This window comes from Micromonospora sp. CNZ286 (assembly GCF_014207755.1).
In genome coordinates, this window is record NZ_JACHIZ010000001.1 from 6,081,892 (window position 1) to 6,107,689 (window position 25,798).

The window sequence follows — 25,798 nt, forward strand, 5'->3', positions numbered from 1 at the left end:
TCACCGTCCCCGGTTGAGGCCGACGATCGCGCCGTTGAGCGCGGTGGCGAAGAGGGTCCACGCGACGTACGGGGCGAGCGCCGCCCCGGCGGGACGGTCGGTGCGCGCCGCGCGGCGCAGCAGCACCAGGTTGGACGCGTTGAGCGCGGCGATCTCGGCCAGCGCGGCGCCGGGCCTGCGGGCGCCGAAGAACAGGGCGGTCCAGCCGGCGTTGAGCGCCAGGTTGAGCGCGTAGCCGCGGGCGAACGCGGCGCGCTCGGGCCCCTCGGAGCGGTCCAGCGCCCGCGCACCGGCGACCGCGATCAGCCCGTACAGCGGGGTCCAGACCAGGGGGGACGCGGCCGACGGCGGCTGCCAGGCGGGCTTGCGCAGACGGCGGTACCAGCGCGACGAGGTGCCGGTGGAGGTGGCGGCGGCGCCCGCGGCGGCGGTCGCGGTGACTGCTGCCGCGGTCTTGACCAGGGTCGGTACTCGCATACCGCTCAGCTACCCGGCCAGCCGCGAATCAACCCGACGCACAGATCCTTCACCGGAGCATGCGGAACTCGTAGACAACTTTCATGCCCTTCGATAGCCTCGCCATTCAGTGATGCTTGTCGATAGGAGGCCCCATGCGACGGCTCGTGCTCTCCTTCACGCTGGCGGCGATCGGCGCCTGGGCCGTGGTGCCGGCCCCGGCCTCGGCCGCGCCCCGCCCGGCACCCGCGCCCGTCACCGACGCGGTGACCGCGAAACTCCTCGGCCAGGCCGACGCCGCGACCCGGGCCGCCGGGCCGCAGCGGACCCGGGTCACCGTCACCCGGGCGAGCGGCGGATGGGCCTTCGGCACCGCGGTGCTGCTGGCGGACCGGTCCCGGGACGCGCACCCCACCGGGTCGGTCTTCCTCGCGCGGGCCGACGGCAAGGGCTGGACCGTCGCCTTCGACGGCGAGGCGTCGTTCGGTGACCTGGCCGCCGCGTCACCGCTGGTGAACACGGACGAGAAGGCGGTGTTCACCACGCCAGTCGCACCGATGTACGCGGGGAGCGACTTCCGGACCGGCATGGCGCTGCCGTTCGCGGTCGGGCAGACGTGGACGCTCACCGGCGGGCCGCACGGCTGGGGCGGCGGCGCGCCGTGGAGTTCCGTCGACCTCGCCGGCGGCGACCAGGTGGTCCGGGCCGCGCGGGCCGGAACCGCGTACACGATGTGCACCGGGTGGATCCGGGTCATCCACGACCGGGGCTACTCGACCGACTACTACCACCTGTGGAGCAGCATCTCGGTGAACGGCGCCGCCGTCGGGCAGGGCGCGTACCTCGGCTACACCGGCACCGACGTCACCTGCGGCGGCTCCGCCACCGGCCGGCACGTGCACTTCGGGCTGAGGCAGAACTCGGTCTACGTCCCGATCGCCGGGCACGGCATCGGCAAGTGGGACTTCGTCAACGGCGCCGGCGAGTACCAGGGTGGCGCCCGGCACGGATCCGCCTTCGCGGGCGTGGGCGGCGCCGTCTACAACTACGGCGCGCTCGGCTTCAACCAGGGGGTCGTCGACGCCAACGGCGGCGGCACGCTGACCCGGCGCTCCGGTCCCGGAACCGGGTACGGCGTCCTCGGATCGCTCGCGGACGGCGCCACGGTCACCGTCTCCTGCTCCGCCAACGGCACCTCGCACACCGGCCGGTACGGCACCACCGCGTTGTGGGACCGGCTCAGCGACGGCAGCTGGGTGTCCGACGCCTACCTGTCCACCGGCGTCAACGGGCCGATAAACGGCTGGTGCTGACCCCGGACTCCCGTCGTCCGGCGCGCGCCGGTGCCGAGCACGGCGCCGGCGCGCGCGGCGTATGACACAGACGGGATGCCCACATCCATTGCAATCCATCGATGAACGTCCATAAGCTCCTGCCACCTCGAGTGCGGCCTGGCCGGGCGGCACACAGTCGATGTCGGGAGGGACCATGGTCCGTTGGCGTAGATTTGTCGGCCGGATGGCGGCCGTGTTGGCAGTGGTCACCGCGGGAGCGGTCGCCGTGACCGCGCCGGCCACGGCGGCCCCGGCCGGGGACATGACGCCGTACGTCGTCGGCGGCACCCGGGCCGCGCAGGGCGAGTTCCCGTTCATGGTCCGGCTCTCGATGGGCTGCGGCGGAGCGCTCTACAGCCCGCGACTGGTCCTCACCGCCGCGCACTGCGTCGGCCGCACCGGCGCCAACACCAGCATCACCGCCACCCTGGGCGTGGTGGACCTCCAGTCCTCCAGCCGGATCCAGGTCCGCTCCAACTACGTCTACCGCGCCCCCGGTTACAACGGCAACGGCGACGACTGGGCGCTGATCCGGCTCGCCTCCCCGGTCACCTCGCTCGCCACGCTCAAGATCGCGACCAGCACGGCGTACGACAACGGCACCTTCACGGTGGCCGGCTGGGGCGCCGCGCGGGAGGGCGGCGCACAGCAGCGCTACCTGCTCAAGGCCAGCGTGCCGTTCGTCGACGACACCACCTGCAACCGCTACTACGGCGGTGACGTCATTCCCGGCGAGGAGATCTGCGCCGGGTACGCCAGCGGCGGTGTCGACACCTGCCAGGGTGACTCGGGTGGCCCGATGTTCCGCCGGGACGCCGCCAACGCCTGGATTCAGGTGGGCATCGTGAGCTGGGGCAACGGCTGCGCCCGCCCCAACTACCCCGGCGTCTACACCCAGGTCAGCACGTTCGCCTCGGCGATCCAGTCCGCCGCCGCGAGTCTGGGCGGCTGACAGCGCGGGGCGCGGTGGCCCGGTCGCGGCGCAGCGGCCGGGTCACCGCCACGTCCGTACGGCCGGGCCGCGGCACCGTCGCCTGTGCACGTGGATGAGGGTGACTGCTACCTTCCGGACGCATGGACGACTCCCCTCGCTGGTACCGCCCCGCCCCCGACGCGCTGCTCCTGGTCGGCAGCGCCACCGCGCTGCTCGGCTACCTGATCCCCTGGTTCCGCGCCAGCCGCCTCCATCAGTGGTCGTACTCGGGCTGGACCTACCTGGAGGCCGAGGGCGGTTGGACCTGGCTGGTCGTGGTGTCCCTGGTGATCGCCGTCCTCGCCGGTCTCTGGGCCGGGCGGAGCGTGGCGTGCGCCAAGCTCGCGGTCGGCGCAGCGGTGGCCGGGATGTTCCTCGCCGGTGCGGTGGTCGCGGTGAGCCTGGGCGCGCTGCCGGAGCGCGACAGCATCAACTGGGTCGGTGAGCTGCCCTTCGGGATGGGGATGCCGCTCATGGCCGTCGGATTCGGGGCCGTCGTCGCCGGGGCGCTGGGCGTCGTACGCCGCCCGGTGCAGGAGTGACGCGACGTCACGCCGCCGGCAGGTCCACCACCCGGTTGGCCCAGCGGGCCATCAGCGCCGGGTCGTGGGTGATGACCAGGACCCCGGCTCCCTGCCGGCGCTGGTAGTCGGTGACGACGGCGGCGACGTGCGCCTGGGTGGAGGCGTCGAGCATCGCGGTCGCCTCGTCGCAGAGCAGGTAGTCCGGCCGATGCACCAGGGCGCGGGCCAGGCAGGCGCGTTGCAGTTGCCCGTCGCTCACCGCGTGCGGTCGGCGGGTCAGCAGGTCGGCGGTGAGGCCGACCAGGTCGGCCAGTTCCGCCGTACGGGCGGCCGCCTGCTCGCGTGATGTGCCGGTGGCGCATAGCGGCTCGGCGATGATGTCGGCGAGGCTGAGCCGCGGGTCGGTGGCGGCGCGCGGGCTCTGGAACAGGATCGCGACGCGGGTGCGCAGGTGCGCCGGCAGGCGGTGGCGGACGCCGCCGAGCGGTTGACCGTCGATCGTGACGTGACCGCCGTCCGGGGCGTGCAGCAGGGCGAGGACGCGGGCCAGAGTGGACTTGCCGCTGCCCGAGGGGCCGCGCAGTCCGACCGTCTCGCCCGGGGCGACGTGCAGGTCGACCCGGTCGAGGACGCGCTGCCCCCCGTACGCGACGCAGACCTGGTGCGCGGCGAGCCCGGCGGCCGGCGCGGCGCCCGGGGCGGCGGCGTCGGTGGCGCCGGGAACCGTGAGCGTCATGCCGGTACCTCCTCGCGCAGCGGGTGGTGGCAGGCGACCCGGCCCTCGCCGTCGGCGGCGAGGCGGGGCAGGGCGTCGCAGGTGTCGGTGGCGCGGGCGCAGCGCGGGGCGAAGGCGCAGCCGCCGGGCAGGTCGGTGAGCGCAGGCGGGTGGCCGGGTACCGGAACGAAGGCGCGGTCGGGCAGCGCGTCGAGCAGACCGGCGGTGTACGGGTGGGCCGGGTCGTCGAACAGCGCCTCGGTGGGGCGGTGTTCGACGATGCGGCTGGCGTACATCACGGCGACGGTGTCCGCGACGCGGCGCGCGGCGGTCAGGTCGTGCGTGATGAGCAGGACGGCGGCGCCGGTGTCGCAGCGGCGGCGCAGCAGGTCCAGCGTGTGGTCGACGAGCGGCCGGTCGAGGCCGGTGGTGGGTTCGTCGGCGAGCAGCACCGGCGGGTCGGGCGCGAGGGCGAGCGCGGTGGCGAGCCGCTGGGCCATGCCGCCGGACAGCTCGTGCGGGTACCGGTTCAGGTCGGCCGGGTCGAGACCGACGTCGGCGGCGATCCGGTCGGCGGCGGCCGGCGCGTCGCGGCGGCTGTGTCCGTGGGCGCGCAGCGTCTCCTCCAGCAGCTTCCGCCCGGTACGCACCGGGGTGAGCGCGGTGGCGGGGCTCTGCGGGACGAGGCCCACGCCCCGGCCGCGTACGTGCCGGGCGAGGTGCCGCTCCCCCGCGCCGATCAGGTCGGCCTCCTCGCGTCCCGGCGCGTGCAGGCGGGCCTGCCCGGTGACGGTGGCGTTGCGCGGCAGCAGGCCGAGCAGGGCGTGCGCGAGGACGGACTTGCCGCACCCGGACTCACCGACCACTGCGAGCAGCTCGCCGGGCCGCAGCGTGAGGCTCAGGTCGGTGACGGCGTGCACGACCGCGTCGCGCAGCCGGAAACGGACGGTCAGCCCGTCGACGGTCAGCAGCGCCGGGGCGGTCACAGGTGCAGCTCCGCTCGTACGCGCGGGTCGAGGCGGTCACGCCAGCGGCCGGTGAGCACGGCGAGCGCCAGCGTGGCCGCCACCAGCAGGAGGCCGGGGACGATGCTGGCCCACCAGGCGCCGGTGAGCAGTGACCGCTGCCCGTCGTTGATCATGTTGCCGATCGAGGCCAGGTGCGGCGGCAGGCCGAGGCCGAGGAACGACAGCGCGGTCTCGTGCCAGACGGCGTGCGGCACCATGAGCGTGGTCGCCAGCGCCAGGCGCGGCAGCACGTGCGGCAGCAGGTGCCGGGTGAGCACCCGGACGCGCCCCGCGCCGCCGGAGATCGCGGCGTCCACGAACGGCCGGTTGCGCAGGCTGAGCAGCTCGGAGCGGACGATCCGGGCGGTGGACAGCCAGTGCGTCAGCGCGATGGACGCGATCACCGCGCCGAGGCTGGGACGCAGCATCGCCACGATGAAGATGCCCAGCAGCAGGTGCGGCAGCGCGGCGACGGTGTCCACGACGCGCATGAGCGCCCGGTCGACCCAGCCGCCGACGCTGCCGGCGACGGCGCCGACCAGGCCGCCGATGACCGCCGCGACGAGCGCGGCGACCGCGCCGACGAGCAGCGAGACGCGCAGGCCGTAGAGGCTGCGCAGAGCCACGTCGCGGCCGAGGTCGTCGGTGCCGGCCAGGTTCTCCGGCGAGGGCGCGAGCCGGGTACGGGAGAGGTCGACGGCGCTCTGGTCGAGCGGCCACAGGACCGGGGCGAGAAGCGCGGCGGCGACGACACCGGCGAGCACGATGACGGCGACGGTCGTGCCGACGCCGCCGGGGAGGCGCAGGCGCCGGACGCGCGCAGGGAGGGCGAGGTCAGTCATCGAGGCGTACCCGGGGGTCGGCGGCGGCGTAGGCGAGGTCGGTGACCAGGTTCGCGGTCAGCACCACGACGGTGGTGGCCAGCGTCGTGGCCGCGAGCAGCGGGAAGTCGGCACCCAGCGCGGCCTCGACGGTGACCGCGCCGAGGCCGGGCAGGGAGAACACGGTCTCCACCAGGACCGCGCCGCCGACGAGTTCGGGCAGGTGCGTGCCGACCAGGGTGAGGAACGGCAGCAGCGCGGTCCGCAGCGCGTGTCCGAACAGGACGACCCGGCCGGGGAGCCCTCGGGCGCGGGCGGCCAGGACGTGGTCGTCGCGCAGGCTCTCGGCGACCGCGTCGCGGACGAACAGCACGAACCACGGCGCCTGGGAGATCGCCAGCACCGTCACGGGGAGCACCAGGTGCCGGGCCACGTCGGCCGGGTCGGTGCTCGTGGCGGTGATGTCGGTGAGCCCGCCGGCGGGCAGCCAGCCGAGGCTGAGGGCGAACACGGCGATCGCCGCGAGGCCGATCCAGAACACCGGCATGGACTGCACGGCGTACGCGACGGCGCGCAGCGCCCTGTCGAACCAGCCACCCCTGCGGTACGCGGCCAGCGTGCCCAGCAGCACGCTCGCCACCAGCACCAGGGCCAGCGCGGTGGCGACGAGCAGCAGCGTCCAGCCGGCCCGGGCCGCGAGCACCGAGGTGACCGGCTCGTGCCGGCTCGTCGACCAGCCCAGGTCGCCGCGCAGCAGGTTGCCGATCCAGCGGGCGTACTGCACCGGCAGCGGATCGTCGACGCCCCAGTTGGCGCGGATCTGCGCCAGGTTCTCCTCGCTCGTGGTGAACGCCGCCGCGCCCGCGTACTGCTGGGCCGGGTCGATCGGGGAGGCGGCGCCCAGGGCGAACATGCCCATGCTGGTGGCGGCCAGCACCGGTACCGCCACCAGCAGCCGCCGGCGGACCACGACGCCCGCCCCGGCCGGCCGCCGCCGGCCGGTCACGGCTGCCGTCACGACTTCTTCGTCCAGGTGTGCACGTTCCACCAGATGCTGTTGGCGACGTCGTGCTCATGCGGCTCGACCCGCGGCGTCACCCCGGTCACGGCGTCCTTCAGCACGTAGGTGTGCCGGAGATAGGTGAGGAACACCCACGGCACGTCGGCGGCGAGCTGCTTCTGGAACGTGGCGTACGCGGCCTTACGGGCGGCCGGGTCGGCGTTGTCCCGGCCCTCCTGCAACGCGGCGTCGGTGACAGCCGAGCGGTACGAACCGGGGTTGAAGAAGCCCTGCCCGGCGAAGGCCGAGCTGAACAGCTTGTACGAGACGAAGTCCGGGTCGTACGGCGTGCCGTAGCCCATCATCAGCGCGTCGTCACCCATCCGCGGGGTGATCGCGTCCCAGGTCAGGCCCTCCGGCGTGACAGTGATCCCGACCTTCTTCGCGTCGGCGGTGACGGCCAGGGCCAGTTCCTTGCGCAGGCTGTCGGTGGCCGGGTACATGAGCGCGAACGCGGCCGGCCGCCCGTCCTTCACCCGGATGCCGTCCGGGCCGGGCTTCCACCCGGCGGCGTCCAGCGCGGCGGTCGCCGCGGCGGTGTCGGCGGCGGGCCTGCCGGCGATCGACGGCTCGGCGTATTCCGACGTGGGCGGCACCGGGCCGAACGCGGGTTCGCCCGCGCCGCCGAGCACGCCTGTCACCATGGCCTGCCGGTCCACCGCGACGTTCAGCGCCTTCCGGATCGCGAGGTCGCCGGTGACCGGGTTGCCCATCGGCAGCATGACGCCTCGGTAGTCGGCGGTCGGCACCTTCTGCACCCGGTAGCCGTCCCGGCCCTCGAACCCGGACGCGAGCTTCGGTGCCAGCTCCGCCGCGTCGAACTCGCCGGCCCGCATCCGCTGGGCCCGGACGTTGTCGTCGGCGACGAACGCCACCACCACGCCGGAGTTCGCCGGCTTGCCACCCCAGTACGTCTCGTTGGCCGCGAGCACGAGCCGGTCACCGGGTGTCCAGGAGGTGAACCGGTACGGGCCGGTGCCGACCGGCTTACGGTTGAACGCGGCCTTGTTGACGTCCTGCCCGGCGAACGCCTTCGCCGGGACGATCCCCAGCGCCAGCCGTTGCAGGAACGGCGCGTACGCGTACTTGAGGGTGAACACGACCGTCGCCGGGTCGGGCGCGGTGACGGAGGCGAGCATGTCCAGATCGGACCGCAGCGTGGAGTCGACTCCCGGGTCGAGCACCGCCTGGTAGGTGAACACCACGTCCTGGGCGGTCAGCGGGCTGCCGTCGTGGAACAGCACGCCCTCGCGCAGCTTCGCGGTGACTGTCTTCCCCTCCGCCGAGACGGCAGGCAGTTCACGGGCCAGGGCGGGCACCAGCTCGTTGCGGGCGTCCCGGGCGACCAGCCCGTCGAAGATCAGCGATGCGCCGTCGACGCCGTAGTTGAGCACCGGGTTGAGCGTGTCCGGCTCGCCGGCGGTGGCGACCACGAGCGTGTCCGCGCCCTTCGGGCCGCCTGTCGACGCCGTGGGCGACGAGCAACCGGCGGCGGCGAGCAGGGCGGCGGCGAGCACCGCGGCCACGCGTACGGGCTTGGGTCTGATCGCCACGGCAACCCCTCGAACACTCGTCTGCGGGTGGCTGCGGGCGGGCGCTCCGGCGAGGATCGATCATCGCGTGCCGGAGCGCCCGCTACCGCCACTATTCGGTAGTTGCCAACTATATGCAATAACCTCTGGTCGATGACGGCGACCCGCCGCCCCCGGTGTCGCTCGCCAGGCGGACGTCCGGCGCGCTGAATATGCTCGGGGGATGAAGGACAGCGAGCAGGCGGTGCTGGCCGGGATGTTGCAGTCGGCCGAGGACGCCGCCCCGGTGCAGGCGGTCGAGGCCGTCACCGGCGTCATCGCCACGGCGCTGAACGCGCGCGGCGTCTCGCTGCTGATCGCCGACCTCAGCGGCCGTGCGCTGGTCCGGCTGACGCACCAGCCGGCCGGCGGCGGTACCGGCCGGCGTCACGGCGAGGAGGACGCCGAGGTCCTCCCCTTCGACGGCGGGCCCTACGAGCAGGCGCTCCGTCAGCAGGCCCCGGTGGTCGTCCCCGGCGACGGCGCCTGGACCGTGCTGGCGCCGGTCACCGACCGCGGTGAGGCGATCGGCCTGCTGGAGATCGACCTGCCCGACGACCCGGACGGCGACGTGGTGAACTGGGTCGCCCGTACCGCGCACGCGCTGGCGTTCGTGGTCATCGCCAACCGCAGGCACACCGACCTGTTCGAGTGGGGACAGCGCACCACCCCGTTCAGCCTCTCCGCCGAGATCCAGCGTCGCCTGCTGCCCGCCTCGTTCACCTGCGAGGCCGGCGCCTTCGCTCTCTCCGGCTGGCTGGAACCCGCCGCGAGCGTCGGCGGCGACACCTTCGACTACAGCCTGGCCCGGGACCTGCTGCACCTCAGCGTCACCGACGCGATGGGCCACGGCGTGGCGAGCGCGCTCACCGCCACCCTCGGCGTGGGCAGCCTGCGCAACAGCCGCCGCCGTGGCGCCGGCCTGGTCGCCCAGGCCGAGGAGGCCAACCGGGCCGTCGCGGAGAACGCGAACGTACGCGGCGCGTACGTCACCGCCGTGCTGGGCCGCATCGACCTGACCACGGGACGCTGCGAACTGGTGAACGCCGGGCACGTCCCACCGATACTGGTCCGGGACGGCCGGGTCGTACCGGTGGACCTGCCGGGGAACTTCCCGTTCGGGATGTTCCCCGGCGAGAGCTACCGCAGCGGGGAGCTGCCACTGCTACCCGGCGACCGGCTGGTGGTGGTCACCGACGGCATGCGCGACCGCAACGCCGCCGACCTCGACCTGCCCGCCGCCCTGCTCCGCCTCTCCCACCTGCATCCCCGCGAGGCGGTCCGGGCGCTGTCCGACGCGGTGCTGGAGATCGCCGGGCCGGCGCTGACCGACGACGCCACGCTGCTCGTCGTCGACTGGTACGGCGACCACGGGCCGCGGCGCAGCACCGCCGGTGCCGACACCGCCCGCGTCAGCCCGGACGAGGAGCGCTCAGCGCACCGCGGCCGGTGAGCCGTCCTCGGCGTCACGCACCGTGCCGAAGAGCGGGATGACGCGGTCCACCGAGGTGATCGAGAAGACGTTGCGGATCGACTGGCGGACGACGGCCAGACCGAGCCAGCCGTCGCGCTCCCGCAGGTTCTTGTAGACGAGCACGAGCGCACCCAGGCCGCTGGAGTCCACGAATCCGACCTGGGTCAGGTCGACGACCACCGTCCGGGCGCCGGTCTCCACCACCTCGAGCAACCGGTCACGCAACGTCGGTGCGCTGGCCATGTCCAGGTCGCCGGCGACCTCGATCACCGGGCCGACACGCCCCTGCCTGGTCGTCACCGAGAACTCCACCACTCCCCCTCCACCGCACACCCGTCGCTACCCGACACCGTGCCAGAAATCCGCCCTGATCGCCTCCCGTAGGTGCGCGGCGGTTCAGCGGCCTACCCGCGAAGTGGTGGAGGACACCTCAGTGCGCGCCACCGCGTATCCGCTCTGCGGCAGCCCCGCCGCGGGCGCGCCTGAACTACCCTCGCCGCCGTGGACACTGTGGAGATCGATGCGCCCGTCGTCGGCGTGACCGTCTACCCGGACCGCGCCCGGGTCACCCGCCGCGGCGGCGTCCGGCTGGCCGCGGGCGACCACCGGGTACGCGTCGCCCCGCTCCCGCTGGGCCTGCGCCGGGACTCGATCCGGGTGGGTGGCCGGGGCGCGGTGACCGTACTCGGGGTGGACGTGACCGCGTGGCGGCAACCCCGCAGCACCGACGCCCAGGTGGTCGAGCTGGAACGGCGGCGGCGGGAACTGGCGGACGAGCTGGCCGAGGTCGGTGACACCGACGCGGTCGAGGAACAGCGCGGCGAGTTCCTCACCCGGCTCGCCGAGCGGGCCGGTGGCACGTACGCCCGGGCGCTGGCCGCGGGCGACGCGGCCCCGGCCGACGTCGCGGCCTTCACCGACTCGGTGTCCGGTCAGCTCACCGAGTCGCGGGCCCGGCGGCGCGGGCTGGCCCGGCGGCGCACCGAGCTGGCCGAGGAGCTGGCCGCCGTCGACCGGGAACTGGACGCGGCGCGCGGCAAGCGGGAGCCGGACCGGCTGGCCGCCGAGGTGTCCGTCTCGGTGGACGCCGACGACACCGAGGTGGAGCTGGAGCTGACATATCTGGTGGACGGCGCCCGCTGGACGCCCTCCTACGACCTGCGGCTGGTCGAGGACACCATGACTGTCACCTGGTTCGGGCTGGTCAGCCAGGGCACCGGGGAGGACTGGCCGGAGTGCGAACTCCAGCTCTCCACGGCCCGTCCGGCGGCGGCGAGCGGCGTACCCGAATTGTCGCCCTGGTATCTCGACCGGCTCCGGCCGGAGCCGCCGATGGCCGTGTCGGCCGCGTCGTTCGGCGGCGTGGTGCCGCCCCCGGCGCCCGGCGCGGCACCGGCGGGCCGTCCCCGCGCGGCACGGGCCGCGGCGCCGGCGGTGCGGGAGAGCGTCGCCGAGGTGGAGCAGGGCGTGACGGCGGCTACCTACCGTCCCGCGCGGCCGGTGGCGGTGCCCGCGGACGGCAGCGCGCACCGGGTGACGATCGCGGTGCTGGAGCTGCCGGCCCGGCTGGACCACGTGAGCGTGCCGGTGCGTGCCGCCGAGGCGCACCTGCGGGCCACGGTCCGCAACACGTCGGACCACACGCTGCTGCCCGGCCCGGCGTCGGTCTTCCACGGCGCCGATTTCGTGGCGGCGACGCGGCTGAAGACGTGGGCGCCGGGCGAGGAGACCGAGCTGGCGCTCGGGGTGGACGACCGGCTGCGGGTGGAGCGGAAGCTGTCCCGGCGCACCGAGAGCAAGGCCACGCTCGGGTCGACGCGGCGGCGGGAGGTGGAGTACCGGATCACTGTGGCGAACCACACGCCCCGGCCGGCCACTGTGGAGGTCCAGGATCAGCTGCCGGTGTCCCGGGACGAGGCGGTGGTGGTACGCGAGACCGCGCTGACGCCGCCGCCGGCCGAGCGTACGGAGCTGGGTGAGCTGACCTGGCGGCTGTCACTGGCGCCGGGTGAGAGCGGCGAGATCGCCCTCGGCTTCCGGGTGGAGCTGGCCAAGGGCGTCGAGCTGACCGGCTGGCGGGAGTAGCCGGCACACACGTTAAGAAGGGCCCCTTCTCATGCGCGATGCGTTAAGAAGGGGCCCTTCCTTCGGTCCTCAGATGCGGCGGCGGCCGTAGAGGCCGGCGAAGACGGCGACGCCGATGGCGGCGAAGCCGACCTGGAGCGCCAGCTCGATCCAGTCGATGCCGGGGGTGTCGTCGACGCCGAACGCGCCGGCCACCAGCGTGCCGACGAACGCGGCGACCACACCGATGAGCAGGGTCAGCCAGATCGGGATGTTCTGCTTGCCCGGCACCACCAGGCGCCCGAGCGCGCCGATGACGAGGCCGATGATGAGCGCGGTGAAGAAGCCCGTGATCTCCACGAGAGGCGTCCCTTCCCTCAGATGTGTTGGCGTCTGGCTGGTTGCCCCGATCAACCAGCCGGCCAAACCCGGGAGCCGCGTTCGTCACGGAACTGTCATGACCGTCCCTGATCAGTGGTCCGAGGGCTGGCGGCGGCGCGGCGCGCCGGGCGGCTCCTCCCTGTCGATGCGCAGTTCCCGCTCCAACTCGGCGATCACCATCCGCAGGTCGTCCAGTCGCTGGCTGATCGCGATCCGGTCCACCTCGTCCGGTATCCCGTCCCCGTCGGAGTCGTAGTCGGAGGCCAGCCCTTCGGTCATCTCCAGCCGGCGCGCCTCCTCCATCGAGTTGACGATGACGGCGATGAGGATGTTCAGCAGGAGGTTGACCGCGATCATCACGAAGCTGACGTAGTAGAGCAGCGTCCACGGCGACACCTCCAGGCCCTGTTCCAGCAGGTCCGGCAGCGTCTCCAGGGACAGCAGCACGAACAGCGTGACGAGCGAGCGGCCGATGTCGCCGTACTGCTCGGGGTAGCGGTCGCCGAAGATCAGCCAGCCCGCCATGCCGTACACGTAGAGCGTGACGGCGGCGAGCGCGAGGAAACCCGCGACGCCTGGGAGGCTGCGCCACAGCGCCGCGACGATGGTCCGCAGGCCGGGTGAGAAGCGCACGAGGCGCAGCACCCGGGCGACCCGGATGAACCGCAGCACAGCCGAGTCGCCGTGCAGGCCCGGGACGAATATGGCTGCTGTCACCAGCAGGTCGAAGACGTTCCAGCCGTGCCGGAAGAAGTCCTGCGGGCGGCGGCCGTACGCGAGCACCCGGATGGTGATCTCCACGACGAAGACCGCCCGGAACATCCACTCCGTCCACCGCAGCACCGGCCCGGCGGCCCCGAGGTTCGGGTACGTCTCGATGCCCAGCACCACGCCGTTGGCCATGATGAGCACCACGATGGCCACCTCGAACGGCCGGGACGCGACGATCCGTGCACAGTGGCCGGCCAGCCCGCGCTTTCCGTCACTGGTCCGGCGCCCGCCGCGCGGTGCCGGAACCGTGTCCCCGATCAGCGTTCCCCTCCGGGGCGCCGGAGCCGGACCACGCGCGAGCAACGGGGGGTAGCCACCCGGACACTCTAGTGGATCACCACGGGCGGGCGGCCCGGGCCGAGGTGCGCAGGGCCCGGATCACAGCCAGCCGCGGCGTTTGAACAGCAGGTAGAGCGCGCCGCAGACGGCGAGCATCAGGGTGACCGCGAACAGGTAGCCGTACCGCCAGTCCAGCTCCGGCATGTGGGTGAAGTTCATCCCGTAGACGGTGCCGATCAGGGTGGGTGCGAACAGGATGGCCGCCCACGCGGAGACCCGTTTGATCTCCTCGTTCTGCTCGAAGCTGGCAGCGGTCAGGCTGCGCATCTCCTCGTTCTGCGCCTGCGACACCAGTGTGGCGTTGACTGTGAGGATGTTCTGGAGCAGGTGCCGGAACCCGTCCACCCGCTCCACCACCTGGGTCAGGTGGTCGGCCACGTCGCGCAGCCGGCGGCGTAGTTCCTCGTCCGTGCCGTACCTGTCGAAGCCGTGCGTGAGCGCGTCGACCACCTTCAGCAGCGGCCGGGCGGCCCGCTGGAACTGGATCACCTCGCGGCTCAGCTCGTAGATGCGGCGGCTGGCGTTCGGGTCGCCGCCGAACACCTCGGTCTCGATCTCGTCGATGTCGTTCTCCAGCCCGGCCACCACCGGCGCGTAGCCGTCCACCACCCGGTCGAGCACGGCGTAGAGCACCGCCTCCGGGCCGAGCGCGAGCACCTCGGGTTCGGCCTCCAGCCGCCGCCGTACCCCGGCCAGGTCCGGCGTGCCGCCGTGCCGCACGGTGATCACGAAACCGGGACCGAGGAACAGGTGCAGCTCGGCGAACTCGACCGCCTCCCGGGCGTCCAGGTAGCGGGCGGCGCGCAGCACCACGAACAGGGTGTCGCCGTAGCGTTCCAGCTTGGGGCGCTGGTGGGCGTTGATCGCGTCCTCGACGGCCAGGTCGGGGAGCTGGAACTCGGCGGCGAGCGAGGCGACCTCCTCCCGGCCCGGGCGGCGCAGCCCGATCCAGGCCATCGCGTCGTCGAGGTGTTGCAGGCAGCGGAACGTGTCGGCGAGGGTGACCGGCGACGCCCGGCGTACGCCGCCGACGTAGACGCCGCTGTCGACCAGCCCGTCGGGTCGCTCCGGCTCGGCCGCGCCCGCGTCGATGGCGTGCTCGTCCAGGCGGCGGCCGAACCCCTCCGAGGACCGGTTGTCCGCCATGCCCCTCCCCCGCTGCTCGGCCGGGTCGCCGAGTCCCCCGCCCGCGCTCGCGCAAACGTCAGGGGCGGTAGCGGTAGCCCATGCCCGGTTCGGTGATCAGGTGGCGGGGCCGGGCCGGGTCGTCCTCCAGCTTGCGGCGCAACTGGGCCATGTACTGCCGCAGGTAGTTCGTCTCGTGGTGGTACTCCGGCCCCCACACGTCGTGCAGCAACTGGCGCTGGCTGACCAGCTTGCCCGGGTTGCGCAGCAGCTTCTCCAGCATGGCCCACTGGGTGGGGGTGAGCTTGACCTCGACGCCGTCGTCCCGGGTGACGGTCCGGTCGGCCAGGTCGACGGTGTTGCGGCCGATCCGCAGCGCGGGCACGGCGGGCGTGGCCGGGGCGAGCCGCCGGGTCACCGCGCGGATGCGGGCCAGCAGCTCGTCCACCCCGAACGGCTTGGTCACGTAGTCGTCGGCGCCCGCGTCGAGCGCGGCCACCTTGTCCTCGCTGCCGGCCCGTCCGGACAGCACGATGATCGGCACGGCGGTCCAGCCGCGCAGGCCCCGGATGACGTCGGTGCCGTCCAGGTCGGGCAGGCCGAGGTCGAGCACCACCAGGTCCGGCGGGTGCCCGGCGGCGGCCTTGAGCGCGGCGGCGCCGCTGTCCGCCACCTCGACGTCGTAGCCCCGGGCGCGCAGGTTGATCCGCAGCGCGCGCAGGATCTGCGGCTCGTCGTCGACGACCAGGATCCGGGTCATTCCTGCGGCTCCTCCGGCTGGGTGGCGGCCGGCAGCCGCAGCACCATGGTGAGACCGCCACCGGGCGTGGTCTCCGGGGTGATGCTGCCACCCATCGCCTCGGCGAGTCCCCGGGACAGCGCCAGCCCCAGGCCCACCCCGGTCTGGTTGTCCCGGTCGCCGAGGCGCTGGAACGGCAGGAAGACGTGCTCCCACTGGTCCTCCGGGATGCCCGGGCCGGTGTCGATCACCCGCAGCTCGACCTGTCCGGCGTGCGCGCTGCCGGTGATCGCCGGCGGCCGGCCGGGCGGGCTGTGCCGCAGTGCGTTCGCCACGATGTTGACCAGCACCCGCTCCAGCAGGCCCGGGTCGGCGAGCGCCGCCGGCAGGTCGGCCGGGATGTCGGTGGTCACCTCGGCCGCCGCCGGGCCCAGTTCGTCAAGCGCCAGGGGTACGGCGTCCTCCAGCCCGATCGCGGTGGCGCTCACTCCCAGCGCGCCGGCCTGCAACCGGCTCATGTCGAGCAGGTTCGCCACCAGCCGGCCCAGCCGGTCCAGCGACTCGTCGGCGGTGGCGAGCAGTTCCTCCCGGTCGTCCGCGTCGAACTCGACGTCGTGGCTGCGCAGGCTGCTCACCGCCGCCTTGGCCGACGCCAGCGGCGTACGCAGATCGTGGCTGACCGCCGCGAGCAGCGCGGTCCGCATCCGGTCGGCGGCGGCGAGCGGACGGGCGGTGGCGGCCTCCTCGGCCAGCCGTTCCTGGCGCAGCGCGACGGCGGCCTGCGCGGCGAACGCCTCGACCACCCGCCGGTCGGCCGCCTCCAGCCGCCGGCCGGCGAGCACCACGCTGAGCCGGTCGTCGACCGGCACCACCGTCTCGCCCGCGCCCGGGCTGCCGGGCGGCCGCTCGCCGACGCTCGCCACCACCCGCCAGGCGTCCGCCCCCCGGGCGCGCGCCGGGCGTCCGCCGGCCTCGTCGCTCAGCTCCAGCACGCTCACCGCGCGCAGCCCGAACGTCTCCCGCAGCCGGTCCAGCAGCGCGGGCAGCGGCCGCTCGCCGCGCAGCACGCTGCCCGCCACGGTGGCCAGGGTCTGCGCGTCGGCGGAGGCCCGGGCCGCCTCCCGGGTACGCCGGGCCGCCACGTCGACCACCCAGCTCACCGCGATGGCGACGCCGACGAACACGCCCAGGGCGAGCAGGTTGTCCGCCTCGGCGATGGTGAGCGTCCGGTACGGCGGGGTGAAGAACCAGTTGAGCAGCAGCGAACCGCCGAGCGCGGCGACCAGCGCGGGCCACAGCCCGCCGACGAGCGCCACGCCCACCACACCGGCGAGGAACAGCAGGATGTCGTTCGTCAGGGTGAGGTCGGGCAGCGTCCGCAGCACGAGCGTGAGCAGCGGCATGCCGAGCACCGCGAGCGCGTACCCGATCAGTCGCCGGCGTCGGGACAGCGCGGCGGGCACCGACGTGCCCCGGCGCCCGCGCCCCGCCTCCGGGTGGGTGACCAGGTGCACGTCGATCGGGCCGGACAGCGCGGTGGTGGTCACCCCGACGCCCCGGGAGAACACCTGCGCGAACCGGCCCCGGCGGCTCGCGCCGAGCACGAGCTGGGTGGCGTTGACGCCCCGGGCGAAGTCCAGCAGCGCCGCCGGGATGTCGGTGCCGAGCACCTGGTGGTACGTGCCGCCGAGGCTCTCCACCAGCACCCGCTGCCGGGCGAGCTGGGCCGGGTCGGCGCCGGCGAGCCCGTCGCTGCGGGCCACGTGCACGGCGAGCAGGTCGGCGCCCTTGCTGCGGGCGGCGATCCGGGCCGCCCGGCGGATCAGCGTCTCGCCCTCGGGGCCGCCGGTCAGCGCGACCACCACCCGTTCCCGCGCCTCCCAGGTGTCGGAGATGCCCTGCTGGGCGCGGTACGCGTCGAGCTGCTCGTCGACCTTGTCGGCCAGCCAGAGCAGCGCCAGTTCGCGCAGCGCGGTGAGGTTGCCGACCCGGAAGTAGTTGCCGAGCGCGGCGTCGATCTTGTCGGGCCGGTAGATGTTGCCGTGCGCCATCCGGCGGCGCAGCGCCTCCGGCGTCATGTCCACCAGCTCGACCTGCTCGGCGGCCCGGACCACCTGGTCCGGCACGGTCTCCCGCTGGGTGGTGCCGGTGATCTGCGCGACCACGTCGTTCAGCGACTCCAGGTGCTGCACGTTGACAGTGGAAAGCACGCTGATCCCGGCGTCGAGCAGCTCCTGCACGTCCTGCCAGCGCTTCTCGTGGCGGGAGCCGGGCACGTTCGTGTGGGCCAGCTCGTCCACCACGACGACCTCGGGCCGCCGGGCCAGCACCGCGTCCAGGTCCATCTCGGTGAACTCGACACCCCGGTACGTCATCGACCGGCGCGGCACCACCTCCAGGTCGCCGATCATCTCGGCGGTGTGCCGGCGGCCGTGCGTCTCGACCAGGCCGATCACCACGTCGGTGCCGCGCTCGGCCCGGCGCTGGGCCTCCTCGAGCACGGCGTACGTCTTCCCGACGCCCGGAGCGGCACCGAGATAGATCCGCAGTTCACCCCTGCCCACGCCCCCATCCTCCCCGAGTGGAAGGAAGGGCCCCCTGTTAACGCCTCGCGAGGTGAAGGGGGCCCTTCTTAACACTTCCGTCAGCGCGCCGGGAACGCCTCGTCCAGCGCCAGGTTGAGTTCCAGCACGTTCACACCGGGCTCGCCCATGAAGCCCAGCGCCCGGCCGGTGGTGTGCTCGGCGACCAGCCGCCGTACCGCCGCCGGGTCCGCGCCGCGCTCCCGCGCCACCCGGGCCACCTGGATCCGGGCGTACGCCGGGGAGATGTGCGGGTCGAGGCCGCTGCCGCTGGCGGTGACCGCGTCGGCCGGTACGGCCGGGCGCGCCGGGGCGTCCCCGCGTACCGGGGTGACGATGCCGCCCTCGGCCACGTAGTCGTGGCCGGGCTGCGCCGCCTCCACCGGCACGCCCTGCCAGGTGGCGACGAACGGCGTCGCGGGCGCGGCCTGGTTGACGCTCACCACGCGGGTGACCCGGCCGGTGAGGCCGTCGGCGCGGAACACGGCGAGCACCGCGCCCACCCCGTCCGGCGTGCAGTACGGACGCTGCCCGTCCACGCCGTCGAGTTCCCCGACCGCCTTGCTGCGGGCGCAGACCTGGGTGAGCAGGCTCTGCGCCGACGTCTCCTCGTCGCCGGTGAGCGTGTCCACCACGCTCTCCGGGCCGAGGTTGCCCGCCGCGGTGGCGGTCGGGTCGTAGCCGTCCCCGGCGGCCGACGGGCGGGACTGGAAGTAGCGCGGGACCGGGTTGCCGTCCGCGTCGATGAACGACTGGCCGATCAGCGAGCTGCCGACGGTCCGGCCGCCGACGGTGAGCAGTGAACCGTCGGCCTTGCCGTCGAGGCCTGGGAGCCGGCCGACGGCGACCAGGGCGAGCGGGTAGACCAGGCCGAGCAGCACGGTGAAGACGAGCACCGCGCGCAGGGCGGCCAGGTGCTGGGAGAGCCAACTGGGAAGGCGCATCACGAGATCCCCGGGACGAACTGGACGAGCAGGTCGATGAGCTTGATGCCGACGAACGGCACCACGATGCCGCCGAGGCCGTAGAGCCACAGGTTGCGGCGCAGCAGCGTCGAGGCGCTGGCCGGGCGGTAGCGCACGCCGCGCAGGGCCAGCGGGATCAACGCCACGATGACCATCGCGTTGAAGACGACGGCGGAGAGGATCGCCGACTCTGGGCTGGCCAGGCGCATGATGTTGAGCCGGTCCAGCGACGGGTAGATGCCGGCGAACATGGCCGGGATGATCGCGAAGTACTTCGCGATGTCGTTGGCGATGCTGAACGTCGTCAGCGCACCCCGGGTGATCAGCAACTGCTTGCCGATCTCCACGATCTCGATCAGCTTGGTCGGGTCGGAGTCGAGGTCGACCATGTTGCCGGCCTCCTTCGCGGCCGACGTGCCGGTGTTCATGGCGACGCCGACGTCCGCCTGGGCCAGCGCGGGCGCGTCGTTGGTGCCGTCGCCGGTCATGGCGACGAGCCGGCCGCCCTCCTGCTCCTTCTTGATCAGCGCGAGCTTGTCCTCCGGCGTGGCCTCGGCGAGGAAGTCGTCCACGCCCGCCTCGTCGGCGATGGCCTTCGCGGTACGCGGGTTGTCACCGGTGATCATCACGGTGCGGATGCCCATCCGGCGCATCTCGTCGAAGCGCTCCCGCATCCCGGCCTTCACCACGTCCTTGAGGTGGATGACGCCGAGCGCCCGGGCCGGTTCCCCGGCCACGTGCTCGGCCACCACGAGCGGCGTGCCGCCGGTGCCGCTGATCCCGTCGACCAGTTCACCGACCTGTTCGGTCGGGTGGCCGCCGTTGTCGCGTACCCACTTCATCACCGCGGCGGCCGCGCCCTTGCGGACGTGCCGGACGCCCCCGTCGGCGTCGAGGTCGACGCCGCTCATCCGGGTCTGCGCGGTGAACGGCACGAACGTGGCGTGCGGGATGAGACCGGGCTCGCGCTCGCGCAGCCCGTACTCGTTCTTCGCGAGCACCACCACCGAGCGGCCCTCGGGGGTCTCGTCGGCCAGGCTGGACAGCTGCGCCGCGTCGGCGAGCGTGGCCGCGTCCACGCCGGTCACCGGCAGGAACTCGGCGGCCTGCCGGTTGCCGAGCGTGATCGTGCCGGTCTTGTCCAGCAGCAGCGTGTTGACGTCGCCCGCCGCCTCGACCGCCCGGCCGCTCATCGCCAGCACGTTGCGCTGCACGAGCCGGTCCATGCCGGCGATGCCGATCGCGGACAGCAGCGCGCCGATCGTGGTCGGGATGAGACAGACCAGCAGGGACACGAGGACGACGCCGGTGACGCCGGAGTCGGTGATCGCCGCGGTGTCGGGCGCGGCGGCCTGGTAACCCTTGGCGAAGATCGCCATGGGCTGGAGCGTGACGACGGCGAGCAGGAAGATGATCGTCAGCGCGGCCAGCAGGATGTTCAACGCGATCTCGTTCGGCGTCTTCTGCCGGTTGGCGCCCTCGACCAGCGCGATCATCCGCTCGATGAAGCTCTCGCCCGGCTTCTGGGTGATCCGGACGACGATCCGGTCGGAGAGGACCCGGGTGCCGCCGGTGACCGCGCTGCGGTCGCCGCCGGACTCCCGGATCACCGGGGCGGACTCGCCGGTGATCGCCGACTCGTCGACGCTGGCGATTCCCTCCACCACGTCGCCGTCACCGGGGATGACCTGCCCGGCCTCGACCAGGACGACGTCACCCTGCCGCAGTTGCGGGGCGGGCACCGCCTCGTCCCGGTACGCGTTCGCGGCGGCACCGGGCGTCCAGCCGACCAGGCGGGTGGCGATGGTGTCCTGCTTGGCCCGGCGCAGCGTGTCAGCCTGCGCCTTGCCGCGTCCCTCGGCGACCGCCTCGGCCAGGTTCGCGAAGATCACGGTCAGCCAGAGCCAGACGGTGATCGCGACCGCGAAGACCGACGGGTCGGCGACCGCGAGCACAGTGGTGAACAGCGCGCCGATCTCCACGATCAGCATCACCGGGTTGCGCCACAGGGTGCGCGGGTCGAGCTTGCGCAGCGCGTCCGGCAACGACCGGAGCAACTGGCGAGGGTCGAGCAGTCCGCCGCCGACCCGGTCCCGGCGGCCCGGCGTGCCCGGAGCCGGCGCGTCGGCAGTCTGCACAGGCGCGGTCATGTCCTTGTCTCTCATGGTTGTCACAGCCCTTCGGCCAGCGGGCCGAGCGCGAGTGCGGGAAGGAAGGTGAGCGCGACGAGGACGACTGTGACGCCGACGACCATGCCGACGAACAGCGGCCGGTGGGTCGGCAGGGTGCCCTCGGAGGCGGGTGTGGGTTGCTGGCGGGCCAGCGAGCCGGCCAGCGCGAGCACGAAGATGATCGGCAGGAACCGGCCGAGCAGCATGCAGAGCCCGAGCGCGGTGTTCCACCACTGTGTGTTCACGGTGATGCCGGCGAACGCGGAGCCGTTGTTGTTGCTGGCCGAGGTGAACGCGTAGAGCACTTCGGACAGTCCGTGCGGCCCGACGTTCAGCGCCGTCGAGGCGTTGCCGGTGGCGAACGCGGCGGCGGTGCCGGTGAGCACCAGGGCCGGGGTGATCAGGAAGTACATCGAGGCGAACTTGATCTCGCGCGAGCCGATCTTCTTGCCCAGGTACTCCGGGGTGCGCCCGACCATCAGCCCGGCCACGAACACCGTGATCACCGCGAGGATCAGCAGCCCGTACAGGCCGGCGCCGACCCCACCGGGAGCGACCTCGCCGAGCATCATGTTGCCCAGCGTCATCATGCCGCCCAGCGCGGTGTACGAGTCGTGGAACGAGTTGACGGCGCCGGTCGAGGTGAGCGTGGTGGCCGCCGCGAACGTGGCCGAGTTCGACACGTCGAAGCGCACCTCCTTGCCCTCCAGCGCCGCGCCGACCGCCTGCGGCACCGTGCCGTCGCCGGTCAGCTCGAAGACGTTCGTCAGCGTGATGCCGGCGAGCGCCAGGATCGCCATGACGGCGACGATCGCGTAGCCCTGCCGCTTCTGCCCCACCATCCGGCCGAAGACCCGGGGCAGGCTGAACGGGATCACCAGGATCAGGAAGATCTCCAGCCAGTTCGTCCACGCGGTCGGGTTCTCGAACGGTTGGGCGCTGTTGACGTTGTAGAAGCCGCCGCCGTTGGTGCCCAGCTCCTTGATGACCTCCTGGCTCGCCACCGGCCCGCCGGTGACGGTCTGGGTGCCGCCGGTCAGCGTGGTCACGTCGGTGCCGCCGGACAGGTTCTGCACCACGCCGCCGAGCATCAGCGCGAGCGCGCCGAGCACCGCGATCGGCAGCAGGATCCGCAGCGTGACCCGGGTCAGGTCGACCCAGAAGTTGCCCAGCTCGCCGGTGCGGCTGCGGGCGAAGCCCCGGACCAGCGCCACCGCCACGGCGATGCCGACGGCGGCCGAGACGAAGTTCTGCACCGCCAGGCCGGCCATCTGCACCAGGTGGCCCATCGTCGACTCGCCCGAGTACCACTGCCAGTTCGTGTTGGTCACGAACGACACAGCGGTGTTCCAGGCGCCGTGCGGCACCACCGGGTCGAGTCCCAGCGAGAGCCACAGGTGGTTCTGCAGGCGCTGGAACGCGTACAGGAACAGCAGGGAGACGGCCGAGAAGGCCAGCACCGAGCGGGCGTACACGCCCCAGGTCTGCTCGGCGGCCGGATTGACCCCGACCAGGCGGTAGATCCCCCGCTCGACCCGGGACGACCGGGTTCCGGCGACCACGCGGTGCATGTAGTCGCCGAACGGCCGGTGCACGGCGACGAGCGCCACCACCAGGGACAGGACGAAGAGCACGCTGGCTGTCGTCATGCTCATCAGAAGCGCTCCGGGAACAGCAGGGCGGCGACCAGGAACACGCCCAGGCCGATCGCCAGCACCAGGCCGACGGCGTTGACGGCGTTCACAGCTTCTCCACGCCCCTCACCACGAGGGCGAGAGCCGCGAACAGCCCCACCGTCAGCAACACGAACAGCACGTCAGACACGGCTGATCTCTCCTAGCGGAAGATGTCCTCGCGACCGCCTCCCGGCCGCGCCGGGCAATCACAGCGCCGTATCCGCCGGACGGACAGGGGTCTTGACGCGACCATCACGCGCGGCCGCGGTTTCTTGACGCGCTTTTCACGCCGCCTCCGCGGCCGGTGATCCGGGTCACCGGACGGGCCTCGACGCCGATCGACCGGAGGTGCCGGTAGCCGGCGCCGAGCACCGCGGCGAACCCGATCGGCACGGCCCGGGACCAGGCGTCACCCGGGCCGGTCAGCTCGCCGTAGCGGTGCGCGAGGAACCCGACGAAGACCGCCGCACCCAGCGCGGCCACCGCCGCGACCGCGCGCAGGTCGGCCATCGCGAGCGGCGAGGCGCGGACCTCAGCGGGCGGCGGCGCGGGAGACGAGCGCCTCGGCCACCTCGCGCAGCTTGCGGTTGGAGTCCTGGGAGAGCTTGGCGAGCAGCGTGAACGCCTCCTCGGCCGAGCAGCGCCGCTGGCCCATGATGATGCCCTTGGCCTGCTCGATCACCGCCCGGCTGCGCATCGCCTCCTGCATCTGCCGGGCCAGCGTCGCGGTGCTCTCGTAGAGGTGCGCGTTGGCGAGCGCCACCGCCGCGTACGCCGCGAACTCCTCCGCCAGCTCGATCGACGACTTGTCGAACGCGCGCGGCACGCCGCCGTGGATGTTCAGTGCCCCGGTGACCGCCTCCTGGATCGGCAACCCGATCGACAGCGAGCTCTGGACTCCCGCCGCCCGGGCCCGTGCGGCCCAGCCCGGCCAGCGCGGCTCGTCGGCCAGATCGGGCAGGCAGATGCTCACCGCGCTCATCGAGGCGTCCAGGCAGGGGCCGTCGTCGTGCGCGTACTGCCACTCGTCGAGGCTGCGGGCCAGGTCGCTGGTGTAGGCGATGGCCCGGTTCGCGCCCGCCTGCACCAGGGAGACGGACACGTGCGCGCTGCCCGGGACCGCCCGGTTCGCCAGTTCGGCGACACGTGCCAGGACGTCGTCGAGCGCCACCTCGTCGAGCCGGATCCGGCTCAGCTCCGCGAGGGCGTCGGCGGGTTCCATGCTGGCGGATTCCATCCTCGTGTCCTGTCCTGGCGGGGTCATCGGCGTCTGTCGTTCCGCTGACGGTACCCGGCACGGGCGGGTCCGAACGCCTCCCACGCTGCGATGTCCACCCGGTCGACGTATCGTCGGGTACGGGTCAAGACATGTGCCCTCCCTGCTCGCGGCGTGCTCGCCGCGGGCTTCCTCAATCGGTGAGGTCGGAGGTGACATGTCGGACGAACGGCCGGTCTTCGGCTGTCATGACGTCCCCACGGCGTCCGGGGCGTTCCGCCGGGACGAGCCGATCATGTGGCTGAGCTGCGACGCAGGCGTGGACATGACATGGATCTCGGTGGCCGGCGAGGTGGACCTCAGCAACGCGCACCTGCTCACAGAACTCGTGGAGACCGCCGTCGCGGCGTCCGCCCCGCTCGTGGTGATCGACCTGTCGGAGGTCAGCTTCTTCGGCGCGTACGGCACGAGCGCGCTGGTGCTGGCGCAGCGGATGCTCACCCGGCACGGGCGGCGGCTGGTCCTGCACCGGCCCTCCCCGGTGGTCCGGCGCGTCCTCGGCGTCACCGGCACGCTCACCGCGTTCGAGGTCGTCGATCGGCCCGCGTTGCCGGCCGCCGGCGACGGGTCGGCACGTCCCGTCGTACCCACCCGCTCCGGGTCGTAGAGTTGTCCCGGTAGTCGACGTCCCGTCGGGGGCGTCACGAACGAGCGTCAAGAAGCGGCGCAGGTCCCGATCCATGCCGGAATCGGGATGCTGGTCCGTCACCACGGGCCGATCCCCGTCACCAGCCGTCCCGGCCTACCGGGCCGACGGCGTCGCTTCGCACAAGGACGTCACAGCTCATGCCGCAGGCCCACCCCGACCTCGCCGCTGCCTTGATCAGACTCGGCCGGATCAAGTACGACGAAGTCGACCTCGACGTGGTGTTGTCGACCATCGCCCAGGTCGCCAAGGACACCCTGCCCGGTACCGCCGAGGTGTCGGTCACCCTGGTGCAGGGCACGGAGGCGCACACCGCCGCGTACACCGGTGAGCTGGCGCTGACGCTCGACGAGTGGCAGTACGCGCAGGGCCGCGGCCCGTGCCTGGACGCCGCCACCACCGGCACCGCCATGCTGGTGCCGGACATGGCGGCGGAGAGCCGCTGGCCGGAGTGGGCGGCCCGGGCGCACGCGGCGGGCGCGGCCAGTTCGCTGTCGATCGGCCTGCCCATCCAGGAGGCGATGGTCGGCGCGCTGAACATCTACGGCGCATCGCCCGGCGTCCTGGACCGCCAGGTCGAGCTGGCGCAGACGCTGGCCGGGTACGCCGCCATCGCGCTCGCCAACGTCCACCTCTACGAGAGCACGGCGACGCTGGCGCAGCAGATGCAGGAGGCGATGCAGAGCCGGGCCGTGATCGAGCAGGCGAAGGGCATCATCATGGGGCAGCGGCGCTGCTCGGCCGACGAGGCGTTCGCCATCCTGGCCCGGGTGTCCCAGGACTCCAACCGCAAGCTGCGTGAGGTCGCCGAGTCACTCGTCGATCGCGCGGTGCACGGGCCTCGTGACTGAGCGTGAGGTCAGCGCGGCATCTCGCGCCAGCCGGAACCGCTCGCGCGCCACGCCCCGGCCAGGATCGTCGCCGAGCCGCGGCTCGGGCACTGCTGGATCCGGGACCGGCCGCTCGCCCCGCCGATCTGCGCCTGGACCTGCCACTGGCTTCCGTCGGTACGGATGTAGACGTCGCGCCGTCCGCGAGGGTTGCTGACGCCGTTCCACCAGTGTTCCTCGACCACCATGCGGTGACCGTACCTCAGGAGACCCGGACCGGCCCAGACCGGAATTCCGT

General features: G+C 73.1%; 26 protein-coding genes. 7 read left to right on the forward strand and 19 right to left on the reverse strand.

All coding sequences use genetic code 11. The annotated features are described in order from the left end of the window. Positions 1–477: a TspO/MBR family protein gene (locus FHX31_RS27080; RefSeq protein WP_184977414.1), complete on the reverse strand. Its 477-nt coding sequence runs from the start codon at positions 475–477 to the stop codon at positions 1–3. Between the two features lie 134 nt (positions 478–611). Between FHX31_RS27080 and FHX31_RS27085 the strand changes: the two genes are divergently transcribed. The 3 genes from FHX31_RS27085 to FHX31_RS27095 all read left to right on the forward strand — a co-directional run bounded on the left by FHX31_RS27085 (position 612) and on the right by FHX31_RS27095 (position 3,305). Then, a complete protein-coding gene (locus tag FHX31_RS27085; protein WP_184977415.1) occupies positions 612–1,769 on the forward strand; it encodes a peptidoglycan DD-metalloendopeptidase family protein in 1,158 nt (385 codons plus the stop codon). 175 nt (positions 1,770–1,944) lie between these two features. Further along, the gene (locus FHX31_RS27090; protein WP_114919374.1) at positions 1,945–2,742 is read left to right on the forward strand and encodes a S1 family peptidase; all 798 of its coding nucleotides are present in this window, start codon (positions 1,945–1,947) and stop codon (positions 2,740–2,742) included. Between the two features lie 122 nt (positions 2,743–2,864). Continuing rightward, positions 2,865–3,305, forward strand: coding sequence for a hypothetical protein (locus tag FHX31_RS27095; protein ID WP_047891465.1), 441 nt, complete (start codon positions 2,865–2,867; stop codon positions 3,303–3,305). A 7-nt stretch (positions 3,306–3,312) separates the two neighbouring features. On the opposite strand, the gene FHX31_RS27100 is transcribed toward FHX31_RS27095, so the two are convergent. The 5 genes from FHX31_RS27100 to FHX31_RS27120 are packed head-to-tail and all read right to left on the reverse strand — an operon-like array spanning position 3,313 to position 8,443. Beyond that, a complete protein-coding gene (locus FHX31_RS27100) occupies positions 3,313–4,023 on the reverse strand; it encodes an ABC transporter ATP-binding protein (RefSeq protein ID WP_184977416.1) in 711 nt (236 codons plus the stop codon). Continuing rightward, a complete protein-coding gene (locus FHX31_RS27105; RefSeq protein ID WP_184977417.1) occupies positions 4,020–4,988 on the reverse strand; it encodes an ABC transporter ATP-binding protein in 969 nt (322 codons plus the stop codon). The genes FHX31_RS27100 and FHX31_RS27105 overlap by 4 nt, the downstream gene beginning before the upstream one ends. Next, on the reverse strand, positions 4,985–5,851 hold the full coding sequence (locus FHX31_RS27110) for an ABC transporter permease (protein ID WP_114919370.1): 867 nt from the start codon (positions 5,849–5,851) through the stop codon (positions 4,985–4,987). The genes FHX31_RS27105 and FHX31_RS27110 overlap by 4 nt, the downstream gene beginning before the upstream one ends. Continuing rightward, entirely contained in the window at positions 5,844–6,848 is a 1,005-nt protein-coding gene (locus FHX31_RS27115) for an ABC transporter permease (protein WP_184977418.1), read from the reverse strand. The genes FHX31_RS27110 and FHX31_RS27115 overlap by 8 nt, the downstream gene beginning before the upstream one ends. Next, complete coding sequence (locus tag FHX31_RS27120) at positions 6,845–8,443, reverse strand: ABC transporter substrate-binding protein (protein ID WP_184977419.1); 1,599 nt, start codon at positions 8,441–8,443, stop codon at positions 6,845–6,847. The genes FHX31_RS27115 and FHX31_RS27120 overlap by 4 nt, the downstream gene beginning before the upstream one ends. 202 nt (positions 8,444–8,645) lie before the next feature. Here FHX31_RS27120 and FHX31_RS27125 point away from each other — a divergent pair, with 202 nt between their 5' ends. Further along, on the forward strand, positions 8,646–9,914 hold the full coding sequence (locus tag FHX31_RS27125) for a PP2C family protein-serine/threonine phosphatase (protein WP_184977420.1): 1,269 nt from the start codon (positions 8,646–8,648) through the stop codon (positions 9,912–9,914). Here the strand turns inward: FHX31_RS27125 and FHX31_RS27130 are convergent. Continuing rightward, positions 9,894–10,235 carry an STAS domain-containing protein gene (locus FHX31_RS27130; RefSeq protein WP_230651205.1) on the reverse strand — a complete coding sequence of 114 codons (342 nt, stop codon included), beginning with the start codon at positions 10,233–10,235 and terminating at the stop codon, positions 9,894–9,896. The two genes, FHX31_RS27125 and FHX31_RS27130, sit on opposite strands and share 21 nt — an antisense overlap. 201 nt (positions 10,236–10,436) lie before the next feature. On the opposite strand from FHX31_RS27130, the gene FHX31_RS27135 reads away from it, so the two are divergent. Beyond that, on the forward strand, positions 10,437–12,020 hold the full coding sequence (locus FHX31_RS27135; protein ID WP_184977421.1) for a mucoidy inhibitor MuiA family protein: 1,584 nt from the start codon (positions 10,437–10,439) through the stop codon (positions 12,018–12,020). Between the two features lie 69 nt (positions 12,021–12,089). Here the strand turns inward: FHX31_RS27135 and FHX31_RS27140 are convergent, their stop codons facing one another. The 11 genes from FHX31_RS27140 to FHX31_RS27190 form a co-directional block, all read right to left on the reverse strand. Further along, a complete protein-coding gene (locus FHX31_RS27140; protein WP_184977422.1) occupies positions 12,090–12,359 on the reverse strand; it encodes a GlsB/YeaQ/YmgE family stress response membrane protein in 270 nt (89 codons plus the stop codon). Between the two features lie 111 nt (positions 12,360–12,470). Further along, positions 12,471–13,454 carry an ion transporter gene (locus FHX31_RS27145; protein WP_013473800.1) on the reverse strand — a complete coding sequence of 328 codons (984 nt, stop codon included), beginning with the start codon at positions 13,452–13,454 and terminating at the stop codon, positions 12,471–12,473. Positions 13,455–13,529: 75 nt separating this feature from the next. Continuing rightward, positions 13,530–14,636 (reverse strand): magnesium and cobalt transport protein CorA, encoded by a 1,107-nt coding sequence (locus FHX31_RS27150; RefSeq protein ID WP_013283806.1) that lies wholly within the window; start codon positions 14,634–14,636, stop codon positions 13,530–13,532. 58 nt (positions 14,637–14,694) lie between these two features. Beyond that, the gene (locus FHX31_RS27155) at positions 14,695–15,375 is read right to left on the reverse strand and encodes a response regulator (protein WP_013473798.1); all 681 of its coding nucleotides are present in this window, start codon (positions 15,373–15,375) and stop codon (positions 14,695–14,697) included. After that, complete coding sequence (locus FHX31_RS27160) at positions 15,372–17,918, reverse strand: DUF4118 domain-containing protein (RefSeq protein ID WP_184977423.1); 2,547 nt, start codon at positions 17,916–17,918, stop codon at positions 15,372–15,374. Before FHX31_RS27160 ends, FHX31_RS27155 begins: the two co-directional genes overlap by 4 nt. Positions 17,919–17,998: 80 nt before the next feature. Then, positions 17,999–18,880 carry a potassium-transporting ATPase subunit C gene (locus FHX31_RS27165; protein ID WP_184977424.1) on the reverse strand — a complete coding sequence of 294 codons (882 nt, stop codon included), beginning with the start codon at positions 18,878–18,880 and terminating at the stop codon, positions 17,999–18,001. After that, complete coding sequence (gene kdpB / locus FHX31_RS27170) at positions 18,880–21,051, reverse strand: potassium-transporting ATPase subunit KdpB (protein WP_013473795.1); 2,172 nt, start codon at positions 21,049–21,051, stop codon at positions 18,880–18,882. Before kdpB ends, FHX31_RS27165 begins: the two co-directional genes overlap by 1 nt. A gap of 20 nt (positions 21,052–21,071) precedes the next feature. After that, entirely contained in the window at positions 21,072–22,727 is a 1,656-nt protein-coding gene (gene kdpA / locus FHX31_RS27175) for a potassium-transporting ATPase subunit KdpA (RefSeq protein WP_184977425.1), read from the reverse strand. Further along, a complete protein-coding gene (gene kdpF, locus FHX31_RS27180; RefSeq protein WP_036311210.1) occupies positions 22,727–22,816 on the reverse strand; it encodes a K(+)-transporting ATPase subunit F in 90 nt (29 codons plus the stop codon). The genes kdpA and kdpF overlap by 1 nt, the downstream gene beginning before the upstream one ends. 184 nt (positions 22,817–23,000) lie before the next feature. Next, positions 23,001–23,258: a hypothetical protein gene (locus tag FHX31_RS27185; protein WP_013283800.1), complete on the reverse strand. Its 258-nt coding sequence runs from the start codon at positions 23,256–23,258 to the stop codon at positions 23,001–23,003. A gap of 22 nt (positions 23,259–23,280) precedes the next feature. Next, positions 23,281–23,985: a GAF and ANTAR domain-containing protein gene (locus FHX31_RS27190; protein ID WP_030272867.1), complete on the reverse strand. Its 705-nt coding sequence runs from the start codon at positions 23,983–23,985 to the stop codon at positions 23,281–23,283. 196 nt (positions 23,986–24,181) lie between these two features. Here FHX31_RS27190 and FHX31_RS27195 point away from each other — a divergent pair, with 196 nt between their 5' ends. After that, positions 24,182–24,631, forward strand: a complete 450-nt coding sequence (locus tag FHX31_RS27195; protein WP_184977426.1) for an STAS domain-containing protein — start codon at positions 24,182–24,184, stop codon at positions 24,629–24,631. Positions 24,632–24,810: 179 nt separating this feature from the next. After that, positions 24,811–25,521 carry a GAF and ANTAR domain-containing protein gene (locus FHX31_RS27200; RefSeq protein ID WP_013283797.1) on the forward strand — a complete coding sequence of 237 codons (711 nt, stop codon included), beginning with the start codon at positions 24,811–24,813 and terminating at the stop codon, positions 25,519–25,521. Between the two features lie 8 nt (positions 25,522–25,529). Here FHX31_RS27200 and FHX31_RS27205 read toward each other — a convergent pair whose 3' ends face one another. After that, positions 25,530–25,748: a hypothetical protein gene (locus FHX31_RS27205; protein ID WP_013283796.1), complete on the reverse strand. Its 219-nt coding sequence runs from the start codon at positions 25,746–25,748 to the stop codon at positions 25,530–25,532. Positions 25,749–25,798: the final 50 nt, after the last annotated feature.